This is a genomic window from Nonomuraea sp. NPDC049400 (assembly GCF_044466425.1).
In the GTDB taxonomy this organism is placed as follows: domain Bacteria; phylum Actinomycetota; class Actinomycetes; order Streptosporangiales; family Streptosporangiaceae; genus Nonomuraea.
In genome coordinates, this window is the sequence record NZ_JBITMP010000046.1 from 50,545 (window position 1) to 66,965 (window position 16,421).

At 70.2% G+C, this 16,421-nt stretch carries 17 protein-coding genes; 6 read left to right on the forward strand and 11 right to left on the reverse strand.

Going from position 1 to position 16,421, the window contains the following annotated elements:
* Positions 1 to 20 precede the first annotated feature (20 nt).
* Together ACIBVN_RS45970 and ACIBVN_RS45975 are read right to left on the reverse strand one after the other, a co-directional pair.
* Positions 21 to 1,433 (reverse strand): DNA-3-methyladenine glycosylase 2 family protein, encoded by a 1,413-nt coding sequence (locus tag ACIBVN_RS45970; RefSeq protein ID WP_397146635.1) that lies wholly within the window; start codon positions 1,431 to 1,433, stop codon positions 21 to 23.
* A gap of 102 nt (positions 1,434 to 1,535) precedes the next feature.
* Positions 1,536 to 2,165 (reverse strand): TetR/AcrR family transcriptional regulator, encoded by a 630-nt coding sequence (locus ACIBVN_RS45975; RefSeq protein WP_397146637.1) that lies wholly within the window; start codon positions 2,163 to 2,165, stop codon positions 1,536 to 1,538.
* Between the two features lie 100 nt (positions 2,166 to 2,265).
* Here ACIBVN_RS45975 and ACIBVN_RS45980 point away from each other — a divergent pair, with 100 nt between their 5' ends.
* Both ACIBVN_RS45980 and ACIBVN_RS45985 read left to right on the forward strand, forming a co-directional pair.
* Positions 2,266 to 3,222 carry an oxidoreductase gene (locus ACIBVN_RS45980; RefSeq protein ID WP_397146639.1) on the forward strand — a complete coding sequence of 319 codons (957 nt, stop codon included), beginning with the start codon at positions 2,266 to 2,268 and terminating at the stop codon, positions 3,220 to 3,222.
* Positions 3,223 to 3,481: 259 nt separating this feature from the next.
* Positions 3,482 to 3,892, forward strand: a complete 411-nt coding sequence (locus tag ACIBVN_RS45985; RefSeq protein WP_397146641.1) for a hypothetical protein — start codon at positions 3,482 to 3,484, stop codon at positions 3,890 to 3,892.
* 38 nt (positions 3,893 to 3,930) lie between these two features.
* Here ACIBVN_RS45985 and ACIBVN_RS45990 read toward each other — a convergent pair whose 3' ends face one another.
* Entirely contained in the window at positions 3,931 to 4,383 is a 453-nt protein-coding gene (locus tag ACIBVN_RS45990) for a GbsR/MarR family transcriptional regulator (protein WP_397146643.1), read from the reverse strand.
* A 9-nt stretch (positions 4,384 to 4,392) separates the two neighbouring features.
* Entirely contained in the window at positions 4,393 to 5,028 is a 636-nt protein-coding gene (locus ACIBVN_RS45995; protein ID WP_397146645.1) for an FMN-binding negative transcriptional regulator, read from the reverse strand.
* Between the two features lie 26 nt (positions 5,029 to 5,054).
* Between ACIBVN_RS45995 and ACIBVN_RS46000 the strand changes: the two genes are divergently transcribed.
* Positions 5,055 to 6,395 carry an aminotransferase class I/II-fold pyridoxal phosphate-dependent enzyme gene (locus tag ACIBVN_RS46000; RefSeq protein WP_397146647.1) on the forward strand — a complete coding sequence of 447 codons (1,341 nt, stop codon included), beginning with the start codon at positions 5,055 to 5,057 and terminating at the stop codon, positions 6,393 to 6,395.
* A 154-nt stretch (positions 6,396 to 6,549) separates the two neighbouring features.
* Here ACIBVN_RS46000 and ACIBVN_RS46005 read toward each other — a convergent pair whose 3' ends face one another.
* The 3 genes from ACIBVN_RS46005 to ACIBVN_RS46015 form a co-directional block, all read right to left on the reverse strand.
* Positions 6,550 to 7,980, reverse strand: coding sequence for a serine hydrolase domain-containing protein (locus ACIBVN_RS46005; protein ID WP_397146649.1), 1,431 nt, complete (start codon positions 7,978 to 7,980; stop codon positions 6,550 to 6,552).
* 544 nt (positions 7,981 to 8,524) lie between these two features.
* Positions 8,525 to 9,745, reverse strand: a complete 1,221-nt coding sequence (locus ACIBVN_RS46010; protein ID WP_397146651.1) for an MFS transporter — start codon at positions 9,743 to 9,745, stop codon at positions 8,525 to 8,527.
* Positions 9,742 to 10,086, reverse strand: coding sequence for a VOC family protein (locus tag ACIBVN_RS46015; RefSeq protein ID WP_397146653.1), 345 nt, complete (start codon positions 10,084 to 10,086; stop codon positions 9,742 to 9,744). Before ACIBVN_RS46015 ends, ACIBVN_RS46010 begins: the two co-directional genes overlap by 4 nt.
* Positions 10,087 to 10,144: 58 nt before the next feature.
* Here ACIBVN_RS46015 and ACIBVN_RS46020 point away from each other — a divergent pair, with 58 nt between their 5' ends.
* Positions 10,145 to 10,609 carry a MarR family winged helix-turn-helix transcriptional regulator gene (locus ACIBVN_RS46020; RefSeq protein WP_397146655.1) on the forward strand — a complete coding sequence of 155 codons (465 nt, stop codon included), beginning with the start codon at positions 10,145 to 10,147 and terminating at the stop codon, positions 10,607 to 10,609.
* A gap of 481 nt (positions 10,610 to 11,090) precedes the next feature.
* Here ACIBVN_RS46020 and ACIBVN_RS46025 read toward each other — a convergent pair whose 3' ends face one another.
* The gene (locus ACIBVN_RS46025) at positions 11,091 to 11,618 is read right to left on the reverse strand and encodes an SRPBCC domain-containing protein (protein ID WP_397146657.1); all 528 of its coding nucleotides are present in this window, start codon (positions 11,616 to 11,618) and stop codon (positions 11,091 to 11,093) included.
* Between the two features lie 143 nt (positions 11,619 to 11,761).
* On the reverse strand, positions 11,762 to 12,154 hold the full coding sequence (locus ACIBVN_RS46030) for an ArsR/SmtB family transcription factor (RefSeq protein ID WP_397146659.1): 393 nt from the start codon (positions 12,152 to 12,154) through the stop codon (positions 11,762 to 11,764).
* Positions 12,155 to 12,257: 103 nt separating this feature from the next.
* Between ACIBVN_RS46030 and ACIBVN_RS46035 the strand changes: the two genes are divergently transcribed.
* Entirely contained in the window at positions 12,258 to 12,635 is a 378-nt protein-coding gene (locus ACIBVN_RS46035) for a VOC family protein (protein ID WP_397146661.1), read from the forward strand.
* A 192-nt stretch (positions 12,636 to 12,827) separates the two neighbouring features.
* The gene (locus ACIBVN_RS46040) at positions 12,828 to 13,547 is read left to right on the forward strand and encodes a hypothetical protein (protein WP_397146663.1); all 720 of its coding nucleotides are present in this window, start codon (positions 12,828 to 12,830) and stop codon (positions 13,545 to 13,547) included.
* Positions 13,548 to 13,551: 4 nt separating this feature from the next.
* On the opposite strand, the gene ACIBVN_RS46045 is transcribed toward ACIBVN_RS46040, so the two are convergent.
* On the reverse strand, positions 13,552 to 16,134 hold the full coding sequence (locus ACIBVN_RS46045) for a LuxR C-terminal-related transcriptional regulator (RefSeq protein WP_397146665.1): 2,583 nt from the start codon (positions 16,132 to 16,134) through the stop codon (positions 13,552 to 13,554).
* A gap of 80 nt (positions 16,135 to 16,214) precedes the next feature.
* Positions 16,215 to 16,394 (reverse strand): hypothetical protein, encoded by a 180-nt coding sequence (locus ACIBVN_RS46050; protein WP_397146667.1) that lies wholly within the window; start codon positions 16,392 to 16,394, stop codon positions 16,215 to 16,217.
* Positions 16,395 to 16,421 lie beyond the last annotated feature (27 nt).

The following is a 16,421-nucleotide window of genomic DNA, read 5'->3' on the forward strand; positions in this document are numbered from 1 at the left end:
AAGGGGGGTTCCTAACGAGCTCAAGGTTTGGTGAATGTCGTGCTCAGGTGCTGCATCGCGTACGAGCGCCACGGGCGCCAGCGCCGCGTGTGCCTCGCCGTCAGTCCGAGGCGACGCAGCCCCTCCCGCACGGCTGGGTCTGAGGGGAGGAAGACGTCGGGGTCGCCGAGTGCCCGCATGCGGATCCTGGAGACGGCTTCCGCGCTCACGCCCGGCAGGGCGAGGAGTTCGCGTCCGGTCCGGTCGCGGTCGGCTTCGGGGCCGAGGTGGAGGGCGCCGGTGAGTGACGCCCGGGCCAGAACGGTCACCGGTGCCGGCGCGTCCGCGTCCGCCAGCGCCTCCATGCGGGGGAAGGCGTGGGTGACGCTGCCGAGGGCGGCCGGATCCACCGGTGGCGATGCCTGGGACAGCGGCGTGCCGCAGCTGTGGACCAGCTGGGTGAGGAGCGCTCTGCCGGTGGTCGTTTCCTCGTTCAGGATCGCGCGTACCGCCATCTCCGCCGCGTCGACGTGGCCGGGCACTCGCCGGCCCTGACCCGCTGCCACCGCGGGCGCCAGGAAAGGGTCGCGGGTGAGGTGGTCGGTGATGTCGCGCGGGTCGGCGTCCAGGTCCAGGAGACGGCGGCAGCGGCGCACCGCCGCCGAGAGGTCCTTCAGGTCCTCCAGGTGCAGCTCGCAGGAGATGTACGGGTCCGCGGGGCGCAGGGTGACCAGGCCCAGGCCGTGAGGGAGGTTCAGGGGACGGCGGTAGTAACCGGCGGTGGCGTCCTCCAGCCCGGGGATCGCTCGGGCGGAGAGAAAGGCGAACAGGTCCTTCAGGTCCAGAGGGGGGCGGTAGGCGAGGCGCAGGCGGAGCGCGCCCGGGGGACGGCCGGTGGAGCGGGCGCCGCGCAGGGCGGTGGGCGTTGTGCCGTAGACCTTCCGCATGGTGTCGTTGAACTGGCGGATCGTGGAGAAACCGGCCGCGAACGCTATCTCGCTCGCGGGCAGGTCCGTGGTCTCCAGGAGCGTCCTGGCATTGGCCGCCCGCTGGGCCCGGGCCAGCGCTTGCGGGCCCGCGCCCAGGTCGGCCGTGAGCTGGCGGTGCAGCTGGCGTTCGCTGTAGCCGAGCCGGGCGGCCAGCCCCGCGACCCCTTCACGGTCCACGAGGCCGTCGGCGATCAGCTGCATCGCACGGCCCACCACGTCCGCCCGCACGTTCCATTCGGGGGAGCCGGGTGTGGTGTCGGGCCGGCAACGTTTGCAGGCGCGGAAGCCTGCCTCCAGAGCGGCGGCGGAGGACGGGTAGAAGCGCACGTTCCGGCGCTTGGGGAGCGCGGCGGGGCAGCTGGGGCGGCAGTAGATGCCGGTGGTCACGACGGCGACGAAGAACCGGCCGTCGAAGCGGCCGTCCCGGCTTCTGAGCACGGAGTACGCGTCCTCGTCTGTGAGCATGTGGTCCACTCTTCCTGCCGCCGGGCCGTGCCCACTAGTGACGATCGGACATCAACGGTGAGGCACCGGGAAGCCCCGCCCGCGTGCTCGGCACCGGCATCCTCATCCGCTGACCGGTTCGCCGTCGCGGGCCGGCTGCAGGGCGCCGGCGTGCGCGGCGGCCAGCGTGACGCGCACCGCCTGGTCGGCGGTCGTCTCGTCGACCGGTTCTGCGGTGATGAGCAGGCGCAGGTAGATCGGCGCCGCCAAGGTCTTCAGCAGCTCGGCGGGGTCGGTGTCCCCGGGCAGTTCGCCCCGCTCGACGGCGCGCGTGACCACCGGTTCGGCCCTCGCGAGCCGGTCGTCGAACACGTGACGCCGGGCTGCGGCGATCTCCGGAAGCTGGGCGGCACCGGTGAACATCGCAGCGAGGACGGCCCGCCCGGTCGGGCTGGTGAACGCCTGGACGAGCGAGCGCGCCAGCGCCCGCAGGTCCGTCTCGATCGCTCCGGTGTCAGGGACGGGGATGTCCTGCGCCATGTGCTCGGCCAGGGCGTCGGTGAGCAGGCTCTCTCGATCTTTCCACCGCCGGTACACCGTCGTCTTGTGGACTCCCGCGCGCTGGGCGACGTTCTCGACGGTCAGCGCGGCGTAGCCCTTGTCCACGAGCTCGGCGAGCGTGGCGGCGTGGACGGCGGCGCGTACTTTGGCGCCGCGGCCGACCGGCCTGACGGTGGAGTGATCGGACTGCATTGCAACTCCAAGTTGCGATATTCGAGGGCCGCTGACAGGATGAATGTATCGCAACTAGAAGTTGCGATACATTCGTCTGCACCTCTTGAGGCGGCACATCATGCACAACGCTCCCCCTTGGACCCCGCGTACCATCCCTGACCAGACCGGGCGCGTCGCTGTGGTGACCGGAGCCAACAGTGGCATCGGCTACGTCACCGCCCGCGAGCTGGCCCGCCGTGGCGCGCACGTCGTGCTGGCCTGCCGCGACCTCGAACGCGGTGACGCCGCGCTCATCCGGATGCGGGGCGAGGTGCCCGGCGCCGGCCTGGAGCTGCGCCGGGTGGACCTGGGCAGCCTGACCTCCATCAGGGAGTTCGCCGCGGGGTGGGACCGCGGCCGGCTCGATCTGCTGGTCAACAACGCCGGGGTGGCGATGGTGCCCCACGCCCTGACCGCCGACGGGTTCGAGTCCCAGTTCGGCGTCAACCATCTGGGCACCTTCGCCCTGACCGGCCTGCTCCTGCCACATTTGCTCGCCGCGCCCGATCCGCGGGTGGTCACCGTCAGCAGCGAGGGCCAGCGCTTCGCCCGCTTCGACCTGGGCAACCTCAACGCCGAACGCAGCTACCGGACGGCGTTCGCCTACGTGCAGTCCAAGCGGGCCAACCTCTACTTCGCCATGGAGCTGCAGCGCCGGGCCGACGCCGCTGGGAAGAAGCTACGCAGCATGGCCGTCGCGCCCGGGCTCACCCGCACCAACGTGCTCACCGGCGGCGCCAACAGCGGCAGAGGACGGCTGTATCGGACCCTCACCCGCTTGCTGGTGCGGGTCGCCTTCCGGCCCACCCCGGAAGGGGCGAAGACCTCCCTGTACGCGGCGACCGTACCGGACCTGCCCGGAGGCAGCTACATCGTTCCCGACGGCCCGCTGCAACTGCGCGGTGAGCCCACCCGTCGAACTCGTGAGCGCGCCATCCGCGACAGTGTCACAGCCACTCACCTGTGGCAGCTGTCCGAACGCCTGACCGGCGTCACCTACGCCCTGTCCGCCGCCACAGTGACACGCCTGCCGTAGCGTTCATCGCCGCACTCGGCCGCCGAACGAACCACGTACCCGGCCGTGACCTCGATGTTTTCCTCCCAGCCGAATCATGCTGACACGAAGCGGCCCAGAGCTGTGGACTGTCCATGTACTCCCCACAAAGGGGACCAGGCACTTCTACCCCGGCAGCGGCTTCAAGCTCGATGTCACCGGCGACGTCACACCCATCAAGATCCGTGTCCTGGGGCGGTGAGTGCCAGCCATGCTAACCAGCTTCCCAGAAGGGGGATCCATGAGTGCGAAGGGAATCACCACTGCCGCAACCGCTCTGTGCGCTGCCGCGACGGCCGCCCTGGCCCTGGTGGCAGCGTCCCCGGCGTCGGCGGCGTCGGCCGGGGAGACCACTTACAAGGGATGCCGGCCGGGCAATGTGTGCCTGTACAAGGGTGACCTGTCCGAGAACTACCTGTACTACCAGACCCCCGGGAAAGTCCCGGACGGGAAGTCGTTCTGGGTGATCGTCAACAACGGACGTCAGCAGCAGGGCAGCGACCACGTGCACTTCGAGTACCAGTACTACGGCACCTCGAAGTGGTACTCGAAGTGCCTGCACTTCTACCCCGGTAGCGGCTTCAAGCTCGACCTGCGCGACGGGGCGGTGAATGCGAAGATCAGAAACATGTACTGGGGCGGCGAGTGTTAGCCGGCGGCGACATCAAGGGCGTGAAGCAGATGACTGCTTCACGCCCTTTCTGAGGCCCGGTCGAGGACCTTGGCGACGGCGGTCCTGGCCGACTCGATGCGCCTGGTCTGCGACTCGTCGGTCCAGCCGAGCCGCAGGCCCTCCGCCGCCAGCTCGTCGAACGCGGTGAACGCGGCGAGCTTCTGCCGGACGACCCTGGACCAGGCGTCGTCCTCTATCTGGTAGTAGACGTTCCGCTCGCCGGGCTTGCGGAAGCGCCGGATCAATTTGATGGACGTCAGCAAGTGCATGTTCGTCGTCAGCGACGCGCGGCTCGCCCCGATGGCCTTGGCGATGTCGCTCGCGGTCTGCTCCGGCGGGTCGCAGGCCATGAGCCAGCCCAGGACACGGCCGGTGATCGGGGCGAGCCCCCACTCCTGGGAGACGAACGCCGCCACCCGCTCGACCCACGCGAGCACCTGCTCGCGGTCGGGGCCGTCCTGCGCACTCATGCGGTCATCCTAACGTTGGGCTTCTGGCCGGTTCATTCGCCTGACCAGCTGTGCCTTCGTGCCCGCGTCCCCCGGCAGGTCCCGCTCGGCGAGCCCCTCCCGGATCCGCTCGCGGAACTCGACCGGCCGATGGTCGTCGTACTTGAACTTGGCCCGCACGTCGACCACTTCCAGCCGCAGCCCCCGGATCGCCGAGAACATCTTGCGGTACGGCCCCGCGTCCACGGCCACCTCGCCGTACCCGCCGTCGGGCTGGTGATGGGCCAGCTGGCGGCGGAGGATGTCGGCCTTGCCCTCCTTGTCGTCCACGATCCGCGCCAGGCACGTGAGCTGCACCGACGCGTAGTAGCTGGTCGGCACGCCGTTGCCGGGGGAGTCGGAGCGCCAGACGGAGGGGATGTAGGCGTAGTCGTCGTGCACGCTCACCACCGTCACCGGGTTGGCCTCCAGCGCCGCCCAGATCGGGTTCGGTCTGGCCAGGTGGAGCAGGACCTCCTTGTCGCCGTCGAACAGGAAATGCGTCGGCACCACGATCGGCGGGCCGCCGTCCACGCCGTTGGCGGCGAGCTGGCCGAAGTCGCGGGTACGCAGCCAGGACCGCCATTCGTCGGTGTCATGCGCCGCGTCCCAAGGATGAATGAGCATCGCATTCCTCTTTGTATTAGTACATAATGTATTTTGTGCCAGAAAAATACCTGATCAGCGGTGGGACTGCCAGCGAGATAGCGGCCGGGGTGGAGCTCGCCGTGTCCGAGGGGCGGCTGTCACCAGGCGCGATGCTTCCCCCGGTGCGCGAGGTGGCCGCCGGCGCAGGGGTCAGTCCCGGCACGGCGGCGGCCGCGTACCGGCTGCTGCGCGAGCGAGGCGTCATCGAGACCGCCGGGCGGCGGGGCACCCGGATCAGGCCGCGCCCGGCCAGCACGTCCCGGGAGGAGATCCGCATCGAGGTGCCCCCGGGCGTGCGCGACCTGTCCAAGGGCAACCCCGATCCGGCCCTCCTGCCGCCGCTGGGAGACGCCCTCGCCGCCGCGGCCCGCGCGCACGAGGAGCGGCCCGCGATGTACGGCACGGGCGACGACGAGGAGCTGCTCGCCCTGGCCGGCGAGCGTATGCGCGCGGACGGCGTCCCGGCCGCGCCGGTGGCGGTCACCTCCGGCACCCTCGACGCGGTCGAACGCGTACTGGCCACCTACCTGCGCCCCGGCGACGCGGTGGCCGTGGAGGATCCCGGCTGGACGGCCCTGCTCGACCTGGTCGCCGTCATGGGGTTGCGGCCCGTGCCGATGCGGCTCGACGACGAAGGACCCCTGCCCGCCGAGCTCGGCCGGGCTCTGCGTGCGGGCGTCCGCGCCGTCGTGATCACGGCCCGCGCCCAGAACCCGACCGGCGCCGCCGTCTCAGGCGAACGCGCTCATGTTCTGCGCGAGGTGCTGGCGGCCTACCCGGAGGTGCTGCTCATGGAGGACGACCACGGCTCCGGCTTCGTGGACCTTCCCTTGCACCCGCTGGCGGGCGTCACGCGGCGCTGGGTGTTCATGCGCTCGACGGCCAAGGCCTTCGGCCCCGACCTCCGCGTCGCCCTGATCACCGGAGACCCGGTCACGCTCGGCCGGCTGCGCGGTCGCCAGCGGCTCGCCGCGGGCTGGGTCAGCCATCTGCTGCAGCGCGCGGTCGCGTACCTCTGGCGGACGGACGCGGTGGACACTGCGGAGGTGGCGGCCTCGTACGGGCGGCGCCGGGACGGCCTGGTGGCGGCGCTGGCCGCACGCGGCATCCACGCGCACGGGCGCAGCGGGCTCAACGTGTGGGTCCCCGTCGCGGACGAGACCACCGCGATCACCCGCCTGCTGGCCCGCGGGTGGGCCGCCGCGCCGGGCGCGCGCAACCGCATCGGCACGCCGCCCGCCCTGCGCGTCACCGTCTCGCCCCTGCGCGCCGACGAGGTGGAGCTGCTCGCCGACGACCTCGCCCACGCCGTACGCCCGGCTTCGCGCGGCGGCCCGTACGGCTAGCTCCCGGCTTTCACGCCGTGAGCTGGGTGCGCAACCGCCTCATCCCACGCCACGAGCCGGCGGCCACGGCCGCGTGATCCTGGCTCGGCGGCCGGTCCACGGAGCTTTGGCCAGCCCGGCGCCGGGTATCACGGGATGCCCCGGTCACCATCACCTAGGCGACGTCGGGCCGGGTCATCAGCGGCGACCGCAGATGCAACTCCAGGCTGGGGCCGGTCAAGGGCACGGTGCTCCACGTCGCCACCGCTGTCCCCGCGTCGGCGTCGAGCACCAGCCGGACCCGGTGCGGGGTGGTGATGACGTAGAGGTCGGCGACGAACGTGTTGCCCTGCCAGGCGCCGACGGCGACGACCGGGCGGCCGAGTGGCGAGCTTTCCCGCCATTCGCCGTGGCCGACGGCGACCTTGAGGGACGCCCCCAGTTGCAGGTGCCATCCGCCGTCCACCGGCTCGACGGCCACCGTGGTTCCGTCAGGCAGGGCCGAATCCTCGGCGGAGGCGTCGATCCTCGCCGCACCGGAACGGGAAGGGGCAGCCGAACCCGGCACCGGCGCGAGCGACAGCCGCCGCAGCCGATCGGCGAGGATCTCGTCGTCCCGGGCGCTTCCCACGTCATCCAGGCCGGGCAGCAGGCAGTCCCAAAAGATGCCGGGCAGTGCGTGTGTCTGCCCTACGGCGGCGGTCACGGCGACCACGAGATCGTGGGACGGGACGACCACGCATTGCTGGCCGAAGGCGCCGTCACCGTGGTAACCGTGACGCGACATCCAGAACTGGTAGCCGTACCCGCAGAGAAAGTCGGGGTTAGCCGAGTTGTCCTCGAGTTGCCGGGTCTCGACGTGCCGTCTGGTCGCGAGCTCCACCCATTCGCGCGGGACGAGCCGGCGGTCGCCCCAGACGCCTCCGCGCAGCAGCAACTCGCCGAAAGCGGCGACGGCCTCGGTCGTGAGGTGCAGCCCGTGGAATCCGAAGGCGGCGCCGCTCGCCACCCGATCCCATTCGGCGTGGTCGACGCCCATCGGCTGGAACAGGCGGTCGTCGAGCAGCTCCGGCAGGCCGCGCCCGGTGACCCGTTCCACCATCCGGGCCAGGACGAAAGTGGTCGCATTGTCGTAGGTGTGCCGGGTTCCCTCAGGCTCGGAGAACGGCACACGCAGAAAGCCCTTCACCAGGTCGCCCGGTTCCAGCTGCCAGGCCTCGGCGAGGCTGTCCGTGCTATGCCCGGCCGTCATGGACAGCAGGTGGTGAACGGTGAGGCGGCGTCCCTGCTCCGAGATGTCGGCCGGAACGTGGTCGGGCAACACGTCCACCACCCGATCGTCCAGCGAGAGCAGCCCGTCAGCGATCGCGAGCCCCACCGCGACCGAGGTGAACGACTTGGTCAGCGAGTAGAGCAGATGCGGGCGCTCGGCCGAGTACGGCGCCCACCAGCCCTCGGCCACGACGTGACCGTGGCGTACGACCATGATCGAGTGGAGCTCGACGGATTGTGCTTCGAGCCGGTCCAGCAACGCGGCGATCGAACGGGACGAGACCCCCGAAGCCGCCGGTGTCGAGCGCGGTAGCAAGGCCGGCCGAGAACGCATGCGGGCACCCTAACAAGGCGGACTGCCCGATTCACCGGAATTTCCTGCGCGACGAGACGACCGCCGTCAAGCCGGGCCATGAGCCTGAGGTGACGCCAGCGCGCTGCTCAGATCTCCTCGAGCGGTGACGCGGAGCTTCGGGAATGCGCGGAACGGATGCAAACCGACGGTCCGGGGGACAGGAACAGCTTCCCGGCGATCTGGCGGATCGCCTGGTCCGCGAACGGCCAAGATCGCTCATGTACGGCTTTCGGGAGTGCGGGCATCACGAGCGCCGTGATCTCGTGAGGGAGACGGGCGTGAAGGTGGAGGGAGTGAGCTGGTGTTCCGTAAGGAAATCCTCAACCGGAACACCAGCCCCCGCGCAACGTGGCTCGGGTCACTCCGAGTTCTACGCAGCGGCGACCGTGTGATACCCGAAGCCGTGCTTGCGTGGTAGCGCACGGTTCGACAGACCCGACCGGGCATCGCGCCGGATCGCGGCGAGCAGTTTCCACCCTGCCGGTCTTAATCCATTGGCGTTACGGACAGCCCGTTGGCTGCGTCAGCGGCGGTTCTCGGCTGCCCTGAGTGAGGCCTTCACCGTGTCGATTCTCCCCTCGGCGAGGGTGATGGTGGTGGCGAGCAATGCCAGGACGGCAGCGGGAACGCCGAGCACGGTGACCGGCAGCCAGTCTTGAGCCAGACCGCCAAGTCCACCACCCATCGCAACTCCGAGGTAGATCGCGGAGGAGTTGAGCCCAAGGAGAACCGGTGCCGAGGCGGGTGCAAGGGTCACCAGCCGGTGTTGCTGCACGACGGAAACCATCCCGTCGGTTGTGCCCCAGATCGCGGCCCATACGCACGCAACAACCAGGTGGCTGACTGTGAGTGGGCTGATCGCGAGCAGCACAGTGCCGCCGGCTAGTGCTGCGAGCGCGATCCCGCGTCCCGGAAGGTTGTCGGCGAGATGGCCGGCGAGGAAGTTGCCGACCAGTACCCCGACGCCCCAGACGAACAGGATCATGGTGATGGCCTGGGGAAAGGATCCGGTCGTGGCGCCCGCGGTCACGGCTCCGATGTAGGTGTAGACGGTATAGTGCCCGGCCATCACCAGCAGGGTCACGACCAGAATGGTGAGCACCTTGGGCTGGCGCAGCGGTGCCAGGCGGGCCGTCAGGCTTGTCGCCGGGAGCATGACCTTGGGCAACGCCACCGAGATGCCGATCGCGGCAACGACGCCCAGGGCCGCGACGGCCCAGAGCGTGAGGCGCCAGTCGACGCTGCCGATCAAGTTGCCGAGAGGCATGCCCAGCGCGGTTGACAAGGTCAGCCCACCGATGACCAGCGCCATGGCACGCCCCCGCCGTTCGGCAGGCGTGATCGCGACAGCCGCGCTCGACGCGGTGGCCGTGATGGTGGCCGCCCCGACTGCGGTGAGAATCCGGGCCAGCCACGCCAGCAGGTAGGTCGGGCTGAGCGCGGTCACGACGTTGCCGACGACGAACACGATCAGCGCCAGCTGCAAGGCCTTGCGACGATCCAGTGGGCTCAACAGCCAACTCAGTACCGGTGCAGCGACAGCCAGCGTCAGCGCGAACACGGTCACCAGCTGGCCGGCGGCCGGCAGACCTACCTCAAGGTCGGCGGCAATGGCCGGCAGGAGACCGGCTATCACGAACGCGTCGGTGCCGACCGCGAAGGCGGCCAGCGCCAGCGGAAGTAGCGGCCTGAGGAGGTGACCGGACCCCTTCGGTCCTGATCCGGTGGTCTCGGTGCGACTCAATCGCGGTTACCTGCCTGCTGGGACAGGCTGAACTCCACGCCCTGATCATCCTTGCAGTGGGCGTAGGCACCAGACGGGATATTGACCGGATCTTCTGCCGTGCCACCGAGTTCGCGCACCCGAGCGACAGCCGCGGTGATGTCGTCGACAGCGAAGAAGACGCGCGGGTGCCGTGACGAATCATCGTGCGGCGATCCGCCCATGGGCTCGGGTCCCTGGATCATCGAGTAACCCGGGAAGTTGCCCTCATAGAACGTCCAGCCGAACAGCGAGCCCCAGAACCGCTGGGTTGCTTCGATGTCCCTGCTCGGCAGCTCAAAGTACGTGACCTGCCCACTCATAGCCGATCCCTTCTGTATGTCAGGCATTCTGACATACAAGCTATGTCATACTGCTGACATGACGCAAGAAGAGGCCGTTGGCGACCTTGACCAGTCGGTGGGCTACGTCCTCAAGCAGGTGCAAGCCTCACTGCACACCGCGATGGATGAAGTGCTGCGCCCGCTGGGTCTCACCGTTGCCCAATACGCATGCCTCGAACTGCTCGGCCAGCATCCGGGACTGTCCAACTCCGAACTCGCCCGCCGCGCCTTCGTCACGCGCCAGTCGATGAACGTCGTCCTTCGCCGGCTACAAGAGCGGGGCCTGCTCACCCGGCCTGCTCACGCCGCTCACGGGCGTGCACTGCCTACCGAGCTCACCCGAGCAGGACAATCGACGCTGCGTGCGGCCAGTGTCGCCGTGCGCGCCGTCGAACGGCAGATTTTCGCGCCGTTGTCGCAGGAGCGGCAGCGCCGGCTACGCGAGGACCTTGCCTCCTGCGCAGCCTCTGCGATCGCAAACCAGCCCGTCACACAGCCCTGAGAACCAGAACCTCACGCACCCGGCGCCGAAACTCGCCGACACGCCCCGCCCCGGATCTCGGGCGGTGTCGAAGTGACCGGCATTCGGTGTCGTGCGCGACGAACACGCACACAACAGGCGAAGAAGATCACAGCTTCATCAAACCCGGAGCACCCGCTGGCCCACCAGGCATCGCTGCCGGGGGAGAGCCATATGTCGAGAACCAACTTCTTCGTTTTTTCGATTTGAATGTCACCGATTCGCGGGAGGGCTACAGCGCTGTACCACAGCTATTTGCGCTCCCGTGCGCGGGCAAGAGCGCTGGGCCTGGCTCGAAGCCGCGAGTGACCATTCACCGGACGTCTTGGACCAGCTATCGCATGACGACCTGCGTCGCGTTTTGCTAGGAGCCCTTACCTGACGGATTTGCCGGCCACAGACATGAATTCGACACCGCCTTTGTCGCCGTGGCTTCGTAGAGAGATTCGAGGTCAAAAGTTGGTCAGTGGCTCTGGCGGCGGCTGAAGCCACCTGGCGGTGTTTGCCTTGCAGTTTCGGTGGGAGCTGACGCATGGCCCGCTTCTACGAGCGCCGCCAGGTTCGCCAGGGCCATCCGCGTGCCTGTCTCGTTGTCGGCGGCGGGCACGGCGTCGGGAATCCCGTCGTGCACGATGACGACCTCGGTGCCGTCGCCGGCGTCGGTGAGCGTCGTCGTCATCGTCATGGTTCCGCGCAGCGCGGGATCCGCTGTCTCGAATTCGAGCACCTCGACCACCCGCTCGTCCGGAACGAGCTCCGCGAAGTGGCCGTGGTACGTGTCGGTGTGCGATGCCGACTTGCCGGCTGGTCCGGGTGCGTCGTAGGTGAGCGAGATCCGGAACGAGCCGCCCTCGCGGGCGTCGAACTCGTGGACATGGCTGCTCATACCCGCCGGCGCCCGCCATTTTGCGATCGCGTCCGCATTCACGAGCGCCTGGTAAATGGCCGAACGCGGCGCGTTCACGTACTGAGAGACCCGCGTCGAGTACATGTGGCCGACCTTACCGGCGAATCATCGTCACGCCCGGCCCAAAGTCCGCCGCTGCGGCTTTATCCGGCTGATTTCGACGGTGAGAAATGGGGCCACCTGGGGTTCTTCGACCGGTTGTGCCGGCTCGGCTCGGCGTCCGCGCCTTATGGACCGGCGCTCTTCGTGATGCGCGACCGCAAGGGGTCCGCCCTCAAGGTGCACGGGCCCAAGGTGCTTGGCATCGTCAGCTGACCCGGTGCGGCGGCCGAGAGAATCGTCTCCAACACGCCCGGAAAGCGAGCCTCCAGGTCGTCACGACGCAGCGTCATGTAGCGGGCCTTGCCCTCGGAGCGAGTCGAGGTGATGCCCGCCTCACGCAGAATGCGCCAGTGATTGGAGAGCGTGGAACGCGGGACGTTCAGGTGTGGCGGGCTGCAGGGCACCTCGCCGTCTGCAGCCATCCGGCAGACCAGGCCCAAGCGGACGGGATCGCCGAGCGCGTGTAGCACGGCGACCAGATCCATGTCTGCCGTCTTGGGCTCGGTCGGCGATCGCATCCCGCTCTCCTGATGTCGGTCTGAGGTGACATGTCGCGATCCGACCAGCATAGGATCATTTCCATATTTCGAGAAAATGGAAATGATCAAGGAGTGCTTTCGCATGGCCACCCGTACCACCTACGCCCGCATCTATGTCGACGACTTGGACACCGCTCTGCCCACCTTCGAAGCCCTCACCGCCGCCCGGCCGGGGCTGCGCTTCTCCTACCGGAACCTCGAACTGGCGAGCATCGGCGACTACCTCCTGGTCTCAGGCACCCCAGAGGCGCTGGCGCCCTACCGCGACGTGCAGGCCACCGTCATCGTCGACAGCCTCGATGATGTCTTCGCCATCGTCGAGCGCGAGGGAGGCGACACCCTTGATGGCCCGAACGAAGTCCCCACTGGACGCAACCTGACGATCCGCCACCCCGGCGGCGCGATCATCGAATACGTCGAGTTCGACTCCGCCAAGGTCCACGCTCGATCGGCGCAGTAGAAAGTTCACGGGACAGGCCCTGGCGAAGTGGAATGGGGGACACCCAGGCTGCGTGCTGTCGCCTGGCCACGCCCCCAAGGGAGGACCTTTGGTTCGGGGCGGGCTCCAGCAGGCCCACCACCCAGCAGGGCAACGGGCGGGTGGCACGGAGCCCACCTACGCGAAGGCCGAGGAGGGGCATAATGGCGGCCGATGCCGAAATTTCGGGAATTAGCGGGATACGCGGCGGCGATTGCCCCCGTCATCGACGCGGCCCACGTCAACGTGCATGCCTCGGCTCGCAGGGCGGTCACCGAATTGTCCGAGGCCTCCGGTGTGAGCCCGGGGTTCCTGCACGACCTGCGTTTCATGTTGCCGCTCCGGTCACTCACCCGGACCGACCTCGGCACGATCTACCGGTACGGCGACGCCGAGGGGCGCGAGTCCGGCATCCAGGAGCACCTCCGCGAGGGCGCCCTGGCCGAGGACGGTGAGGGGGCGCTGCGGGTGACGACGGCGGGGCTGGAGTTCATCCGGCGCCTGTACGACCTGCACGGCGCCGTGGTCGAGCGGATCTGGACCGGACACGATCTGCCCGGGCTGGCCCGGCTGGCAGGCAGGGCGCTCGATCACGCCGAACGCGTGCCAGGAGGCGCGCTGGCCCTGATGGCGCCCCCCTACGAGCCGGACGGGACCGCCCCCGGGGTGCTGCTGTTCAACCGGCTCGCCGTACTCCGGTATCACCGTGCCGACGCGCATGCCGCGGCCTGGCAGGCGGAGGGCCTGTCCGCGGCCGAGATCGTCGGCCTGCGGGACGGGCCCGTCCGTGCCCGGATCGAGGCGGACACCAACCTGCGGGCCGCCGCGCCGTACGAGATCCTCTCCGAGGACGAGCGGCGGACCCTGTACGACGGCCTGCTGAAGCTCATCTAGCCACTTAGAGCGACGCCAGCAGCCGGCCCACCTGCGTGCGGTCGTTCACGCCCAGCTTGTCGTACGCCGCCTGCAGATGGTTGGCGGCCGTACGCGTGGACAGCGTCAGCCGGTCGGCGATCTGCCGGTTCGTCAGGCCGGCCGCCGCGAGCTTGACGATCTCCCGCTGGCGCGGCGTGAGCTCGGGCGTGGCCAGCTCGACCAGCGCCGGAGTGGACACGCCCGGGCAGCGCCTGGCCAGCGCCCATGCCCTGGTCTGCGCGCCCCTGGCCAGGGTGCCGCGGCCCGCGTCCCGGTACGCCGCCGCCTCCTGCGCCGTGGCCTCGGCCGCGTACAGCAGCATCCCCGACCGCTCGAACTCCTCGGCCACCGTCCCCAGCGAAGCCGGATCGCCCATGGCCCGCGCGTGCCTGGACAGCAGCCCGGCCAATGGCCCGTCCACCCGGCCCACCAGCGCGGAGAGCCGGTCCGCCGCCGGGGCTCCCAGCCGCACCAGGTCGTGCAGCGCGAACATCAGGTTGCCGTACAGCTCGTGCCGCTCCGCGTGGTCCGCGGCCGCCAGGCACAGCCGTACCGCCCCGTCCAGGTCGCCGTCTGCCGCGGCCACCCACACCGCGGCCTGCATCGCGTGCTGCCGGGTGAACGCCCACCTGGACGCCGGCACCGAGGCCTCCGCCAGCACCTCCCGAGCCTGCGCCGTGCGGCCGAGCAGCGCCAGCGCGTGCGCCTGCTCGGCCAGCACCCGCCCCAGGTACGGCTCCCTGGCGGGCATCCTGGCCAGGTCGTCCCCGCACCAGCGCAGCGCGCCCGCGACGTCCCCGCGCAACCGGCTGACCGTCGCCCGCCAGGCCGCGAACCCCGACACTGACAGCTCGGCGGCCGGCAACTCCATCCCCTGCTCCGCGGTGCCGGCCGCCGCGTCCAGCCGTCCGGAGAACGTCTGCGCGGCACAGAGCGCGTCCAGGAAGCTCGGCAGCGCGTGCGGCGCCTCGTCCCGCCAGCCCGCCACGCCGCCCAGCGTCCGTTCGGCGACGGCCAGGCCGGCCTCGGCACGCCCGGAGTAGGCCGCCACCCACGCCTCCATGGACGCCGCGTGCGCCTCGGCTCGCACCGACATCGGCCCGAACGTACGGGATCGCGTCAGCGACCGCGCCGCCCCGGTCAGCCGACCGGCGAAGCAGTCGGCCACGGCACGGTAGATGTGGGCCTCCTGGAGCCAGGCGGGTTCGGTCAGCGTTCGCGCGGCCATGTCGAGCACCTCGCACGATTCGGCGTCCGCGCCCGCCCAAGCCAGGTTGATGCCCAGGCTGAAGGCGTACTGGGCGCGATCGGCCTCGGTGACCGCGTCGCGTGCCGCCCGCCGCAGCGTCGCCAGCGCCGAGTCCGCGTCGCCCAGCACCATGAGCACCTCGCCGAGCAGCGCGACCGCGGCCACGCCCGCCCCCGCCTCGATCGCCGCCCTCGCCAGGCGCTCGGCCAGCCGGGGATCCTGCCTGCCCCAGGCCAGCCGGGCGGCCGACACCAGCGTCTCCGGGGCGGCGGCAGAGCCGCTGTCCAGCCGCCACACGGCCGCCCGCAGCTCGTCCTCGCGCCGCCGCAACCCGCTGGCCTCCAGCGCGCCGGCCAGCATCCGCAGCCGCCGCCGGGTCCGCAACGTGCCGCAGCCGCCGCGTACCACCTCGCCGTAGAGGGGGTGGCCGAGCCGCAGTTGCTCGCGCCTGCCCTCGCTCACCGCCACGACCAGGCCGCGGTCCTCGACCCGCTCGATCGCCCGAGCCGACGTCAGCGACGCCAGCAGCTCCGTGCCCAGCGGCTCCCCGAACGCCACCAGCTCAAGCACCTCGCGCTCGTCCTCGTCGAGATGGCCGATCCGCTCGCCGACCAGCTCGCGCAGCCGGGTCGACATGGACAGTTCGCCCCGCCAGCGCCACTGGCCGTCCCGCTCGGCCAGGCAGCCGCTGTTGCGCCCGGCCTGCACGACCTCGCGCAGGTAGAGCATGTTCCCCTCGCTGACCCGAGCGAGGTGACGTACGGTCTCCGCGGCCACCTCGCCGCCGAGCGCGCCCGCGAGCACCTGCCCGACCTCGTCCCTGGTCAGCGGCTGCAGCTCGATCCTGTCGAGCAGCTCGTCCTTCCACAGCGCGGCCACGGGGGCCGGCTGCGGCTCGCCGGAGCGCACCGTGACCACCACGCGTGCCGTGCCGCTCTCCACCAGGTAGTGCACCAGCGCCGCCGAGGCCGGGTCCAGCCGTTGCGCGTCGTCCACGCTCACCAGCAGCTCGGCCCGCCGCGCGCGGTCGCGCAGGTGGCGGGCGGCCCAGTGCAGCAGGTTCTCGCTGCCCCGCGGCGGTCCTGTGAGCACGTGCGCGAACGCGCCGAACGGGATCATCGACGCGGTCTCCGTGCCCAGCGCCCGCACCACCTCGTACCCCGGCAACCCGGCCAGCGCCTCCGCCGCCAGCCTGCTCTTGCCGACCCCGGCCTCGCCGGCGATCACCATGCCTGCTCCCGACCGCAGCGCCGCACGTACGGCCGCGAGCGGCCCCCCTCGCCCGACGAACGGCCAACCGCTCCCCTGCTCGCTCATCGCGCCTCCTCTCGACATCCATCGTGGTGACGAGGGTTCGCGCTTGGTTCAGGTCGTGGAGCGCTGTGTTCATGGCCTCACTACGTGAGCGGGCCCGGTCGCTGGGGAGCCGTCGCCAAACCGGCGGCGGCACGCAGCAGCTCCATGAGCGCGTCCGCGCCTGCGAACGGCACCGCCTCGCCCCCGACCTCTTCGAGCAGCCCGCGGAGCTGGCCGCCGGATTGCTCGGGCTCGACCAGCCGGACGATGACCGTTCTCATCTGGAAACCATCTCGCCGGCCGGTTCA

Excerpts from the sequence above, each read along its gene's own strand:
- ACIBVN_RS45970 (WP_397146635.1), bottom strand. The coding sequence starts at position 1,433 with ATGCTCACAGACGAGGACGCGTACTCCGTGCTCAGAAGCCGGGACGGC.
- ACIBVN_RS45975 (WP_397146637.1), bottom strand. The coding sequence starts at position 2,165 with ATGCAGTCCGATCACTCCACCGTCAGGCCGGTCGGCCGCGGCGCCAAA.
- ACIBVN_RS45980 (WP_397146639.1), top strand. The coding sequence starts at position 2,266 with ATGCACAACGCTCCCCCTTGGACCCCGCGTACCATCCCTGACCAGACC.
- ACIBVN_RS45985 (WP_397146641.1), top strand. The coding sequence starts at position 3,482 with ATGAGTGCGAAGGGAATCACCACTGCCGCAACCGCTCTGTGCGCTGCC.
- ACIBVN_RS45990 (WP_397146643.1), bottom strand. The coding sequence starts at position 4,383 with ATGAGTGCGCAGGACGGCCCCGACCGCGAGCAGGTGCTCGCGTGGGTC.
- ACIBVN_RS45995 (WP_397146645.1), bottom strand. The coding sequence starts at position 5,028 with ATGCTCATTCATCCTTGGGACGCGGCGCATGACACCGACGAATGGCGG.
- ACIBVN_RS46000 (WP_397146647.1), top strand. The coding sequence starts at position 5,055 with ATGTATTTTGTGCCAGAAAAATACCTGATCAGCGGTGGGACTGCCAGC.
- ACIBVN_RS46005 (WP_397146649.1), bottom strand. The coding sequence starts at position 7,980 with ATGCGTTCTCGGCCGGCCTTGCTACCGCGCTCGACACCGGCGGCTTCG.
- ACIBVN_RS46015 (WP_397146653.1), bottom strand. The coding sequence starts at position 10,086 with ATGAGTGGGCAGGTCACGTACTTTGAGCTGCCGAGCAGGGACATCGAA.
- ACIBVN_RS46020 (WP_397146655.1), top strand. The coding sequence starts at position 10,145 with ATGACGCAAGAAGAGGCCGTTGGCGACCTTGACCAGTCGGTGGGCTAC.
- ACIBVN_RS46025 (WP_397146657.1), bottom strand. The coding sequence starts at position 11,618 with ATGTACTCGACGCGGGTCTCTCAGTACGTGAACGCGCCGCGTTCGGCC.
- ACIBVN_RS46030 (WP_397146659.1), bottom strand. The coding sequence starts at position 12,154 with ATGCGATCGCCGACCGAGCCCAAGACGGCAGACATGGATCTGGTCGCC.
- ACIBVN_RS46035 (WP_397146661.1), top strand. The coding sequence starts at position 12,258 with ATGGCCACCCGTACCACCTACGCCCGCATCTATGTCGACGACTTGGAC.
- ACIBVN_RS46040 (WP_397146663.1), top strand. The coding sequence starts at position 12,828 with ATGCCGAAATTTCGGGAATTAGCGGGATACGCGGCGGCGATTGCCCCC.
- ACIBVN_RS46045 (WP_397146665.1), bottom strand. The coding sequence starts at position 16,134 with ATGAGCGAGCAGGGGAGCGGTTGGCCGTTCGTCGGGCGAGGGGGGCCG.
- ACIBVN_RS46050 (WP_397146667.1), bottom strand. The coding sequence starts at position 16,394 with ATGAGAACGGTCATCGTCCGGCTGGTCGAGCCCGAGCAATCCGGCGGC.